Annotated in this window: 6 protein-coding genes; all 6 read right to left on the reverse strand. The window is 48.4% G+C overall.

Annotated elements, in window-relative coordinates:
- A partial coding sequence (locus DEH07_07345) for a hypothetical protein (GenBank protein HBY04341.1) occupies positions 1 to 329 on the reverse strand: 329 nt, incomplete at its 3' end.
- Positions 330 to 355: 26 nt separating this feature from the next.
- A complete protein-coding gene (locus tag DEH07_07350) occupies positions 356 to 1123 on the reverse strand; it encodes a 2-hydroxyglutaryl-CoA dehydratase (protein HBY04342.1) in 768 nt (255 codons plus the stop codon).
- A gap of 30 nt (positions 1124 to 1153) precedes the next feature.
- Positions 1154 to 1411, reverse strand: a complete 258-nt coding sequence (locus DEH07_07355) for a hypothetical protein (GenBank protein ID HBY04343.1) — start codon at positions 1409 to 1411, stop codon at positions 1154 to 1156.
- A 15-nt stretch (positions 1412 to 1426) separates the two neighbouring features.
- Positions 1427 to 2248 (reverse strand): pyrroline-5-carboxylate reductase, encoded by an 822-nt coding sequence (gene proC, locus DEH07_07360; GenBank protein ID HBY04344.1) that lies wholly within the window; start codon positions 2246 to 2248, stop codon positions 1427 to 1429.
- Between the two features lie 23 nt (positions 2249 to 2271).
- Positions 2272 to 2733, reverse strand: a complete 462-nt coding sequence (locus DEH07_07365; protein HBY04345.1) for a cell division protein SepF — start codon at positions 2731 to 2733, stop codon at positions 2272 to 2274.
- Between the two features lie 14 nt (positions 2734 to 2747).
- Positions 2748 to 3434 (reverse strand): YggS family pyridoxal phosphate-dependent enzyme, encoded by a 687-nt coding sequence (locus DEH07_07370; GenBank protein ID HBY04346.1) that lies wholly within the window; start codon positions 3432 to 3434, stop codon positions 2748 to 2750.
- Positions 3435 to 3648 lie beyond the last annotated feature (214 nt).

Consider the following 3648-nt stretch of genomic DNA (forward strand, 5'->3'; position numbering starts at 1 on the left):
GAACCGTCCCCTTGTGTCTCTTGACGGAGGTCACAGATTCCCTCCCGGGAGAGAATGTCCTTGAACTGGGAATCTGTTAAGCCTAATATTTTAACCTGCTTATGGCGGTTGGTCAGTCCGCTGATAATTTTCACCCTCGATTTGGAAATACCCAACTTTTCCGCCAGGAAAACCCGGCAGGCTTCGTTTGCCTCCCCCTCAACAGGAGCTGCAGTTAAGCGAATTTTTAAAGCATCCTGAAAATAACCCGCCAGTTCATTCTTTGCCGACCTGGGCTGGATATAAACTTTTACAATCAAATCATTGCCGTCATGACGCAGCTTGAGCATTTATATAAACGCCTTCAGGGTGTTTTTTATTTTTCCGCGGCAATCAAGGCAGCTCCGTATGCCCCGACCAGTTGAGCTTTTTCCGGCACGTGGACGGCCTGTCCAAGGACACGGCTCAAGATTTCAACTACGGCGGCATTTAAAGCCACACCGCCCGTCATGGCAATCTCCGGCTGGACATTCAAACGCAGGGCCATTCCTTCCAGGCGGTTGACAACTGCCTCAAAAAGCCCGCGGATAATCTCATCCTTGGACTTTCCCGAAGCAAGGTGGGAAATAACCTCCGACTCGGCAAAGACTGTGCAGGTGCTGCTGATGGGAACCTGTCCGGTCCCCCGCCTGGCCTGAACCACCATATCTTCCAGGTCGCTTTCCAGGGCTCTGGCCATAACTTCTAAAAACCTGCCCGTACCGGCCGCGCATTTATCATTCATCACAAAATCGACAACACGTCCATGATAATCAAGGCAAATTACCTTGCTGTCCTGCCCGCCTACATCAATTACCGTGCGAAGTCCCGGAACAAGGCTGTGCGCGCCGCGTCCGTGACAGGTAATTTCCGTCACCTGTTTGTCGGCAAACGGTATATTAGCCCTGCCGTAACCTGTGGTCACAATCCGGTTAACCTGACCGGAAGAAATTTGTGCTTTCGCAAGAGCCTTTTCCAGTGATTCCTCCGCGCTGGCCCGGTTATTAATACCCGTGGGCGCCAGGGCGTCTCCGCTCCACAAACCGTCCGCCACAACGACAGCTTTAGTAGTTGTTGAGCCGACGTCAATACCTGCAGTAATCAAATTTCCCCTGCCCCCTGGAAAAAGGTGTATTTATAATCCTATAAAATGCAAAAACCCAAGCAGTATCCTTTGGACGATTCTCAAAGCAAAAATAGCGACGATCGGTGATATATCGATCATGCCGATGGGGGGTATAATGCGCCTGAAGATATTCAGCCACGGGTCGGTTACTTCATAAACAAACCTGATTGCCGAATTGTAAGGGTTGTGTGGAATAAAAGATAAAAATATGCGCGCAATAATCAGCAGGTAGTAAATATAAAAGATATTACTGATAATTGAATCAATACTCATGAAACACCTCTATTTCAAGCTGCCGGAAATCTCCCTGGAACGTTGGGCAGCTTTATCCACTGCCTTCATCAGGGCATAACGCAAACCCTTTTCTTCCAGGGCCAGAAGTCCTTCAGCCGTAGTCCCCGCCGGTGAGGTTACCATATTTTTGAGTACGGCGGGATGTTCACCTCTTTCTAAAACCATTTTTGCAGCGCCAAGCATGGTCTGGGCGCTTAGAAGAAGAGATACGTCCCTGGACATGCCCTCCCTGACGCCGGCGTCGCTAAGCGCTTCCAGGATCAGAAACATATAAGCCGGCCCGCTGCCGCTCAAGCCTGTTACAGCGTCCATCAATTCCTCGGGCACCTCCGCCGTTTTTCCAACTGCTGATAAAACGGCTTCCGCCCGGTCTCTGTCAGCAGAAGCAGCATGTGTACCGGAACTGATGGCGCAGGCGCCTTCCCCAACGAGGCACGGCGTGTTGGGCATAACCCTGATTACACCAATCGGAGCTTTAAGAAAGCTTTCTATATATTTTATGGGCACCCCGGCGGCGATAGACATCAAAGTGCAGCCCGCCGCTAAGGAACCGCTTATTTCAGCCATTACCCTGCCTACCACGGATGGCTTGACAGCAATTATCAGAATATCCGCCTGCCTGGCTAAAAGGCAGTTGTCGTCAACCGGGTTGACTTTTAATGCGGAAGACAGGTAATCCAGCCTTTCCCTTCTGATATCGCTGACAAAAAGATTACCCGGAGCCAGGCCGCTTTTAACCAGACCTGACAACAAAGCTTCGGCCATGGCTCCTCCCCCCAGACAACCAATTTTAATATTCTGTAAAAACAAATAGAGTTACTCCTTAAAAATAATTATACCTGTCGCATCCAGGAAAAAAGACTATGGTCCTGTTCTCTGGCCTCTTCTTTCAGCTCGGAAGCTATATCAACATTGCTCGGGGTGAAAAGAAAGATGCCGTTTCCGACTTTGCGAATTGAGCCATTCAGAGCGTATGTCGTACCGCTTATAAAATCAACCACACGCTTGGCAAGATCCGCGTTCGCCTTTTCCAGGTTTATTATTACAGGCCGGTGATTTTTTAAGTGATCGGCGAAATTCTGGACGTCGTCGTATACCCTCGGTTCGGCGACAACAACTTTGACCTGCCGCTGAGCATGTATATTTACCACCTGACCCTTTTTGCGCCTGGGCTGCGCGGCAAACCCCTCATCATCACGGTAATGTTCATCCTGGGTCTTTTCCTCATCATCAGAGGACTCTTCCCAAAAACCCATAAAATCCAACACCCTGTCCACCAACTTTTTAGCAGCCATGTTATCCTCCTTTCCTACTTATTTCGCGGACCAAAAATTGCCGTTCCCAGACGCAGCATATTGGCCCCCTCTTCAACAGCCACTACAAAATCGCCGCTCATGCCCATAGAAAGATATCCCAGATCAACGCCAGGCAAATTATTTTTTATCCGCCCGGCCAGAAATCTCAATTCGCGAAAAACAGGCCTAACCTGTTCGGGATTCGCCGTCTCAGGCGCTATCGTCATCAGGCCCCGTATTTTCAGCCCCTTGAGTGTTATAACCTCTTTTATAAAATCAGCTGCTTCAGCGGGAGACAAACCCTGCTTTGAAGCCTCTTCAGCTATGTTAACCTGGACCAGAACCATAACCTGCCTGTCTGTTTTTAAGGCAAAGTCATTTATCGCCAGAGCCAGTTTCCAGCTGTCCAGGGAGTGTATAAGACTGACTTTCCCGACAACGTGCTTAACTTTATTGCTCTGCAGGCGCCCGATAAAGTGCCATTCCAGATCAGGCGGCAAAAGGGGCTGTTTGAAGAGCATTTCCTGTGCCTTGTTTTCTCCCAGGGCGGTGACACCTGCTCTGATGGCATGTTTAATCAGATCCGCCGGAACTGTTTTGGTTACGGCAATCAGCTTTACAGATGCCGGGTCCCGGCCGGTTTTCCTGGCGGCAAGCTCGATTTTTTCTTTTACTTCACGTAAATTCTCACCGATGGTCATCTTTCCTGCTCAACACTCATTTTTTCACCTGATTGTTTAAGAACATACAGGTCCATTATAGCACTTTTTTGTAATATTCACCATTGATAACAAAAAATTTCTACAATTGTCAATGGGCTGGTGTTACTATTCACAGTCCTATTTAATTTCCATTCATGAAATAGAATGTTCTTTATCAATTAAATACATTCACCTATTCAATAGAGAAAAGGAA

It is taken from the genome of Desulfotomaculum sp., from assembly GCA_003513005.1.
Taxonomy (GTDB): Bacteria; Bacillota; Desulfotomaculia; order Desulfotomaculales; family Nap2-2B; genus 46-80.

Coding starts and splice junctions, on each gene's coding strand:
- DEH07_07365 (HBY04345.1), bottom strand. CDS start 2,733: ATGGCTGCTAAAAAGTTGGTGGACAGGGTGTTGGATTTTATGGGTTTT.
- DEH07_07370 (HBY04346.1), bottom strand. CDS start 3,434: ATGACCATCGGTGAGAATTTACGTGAAGTAAAAGAAAAAATCGAGCTT.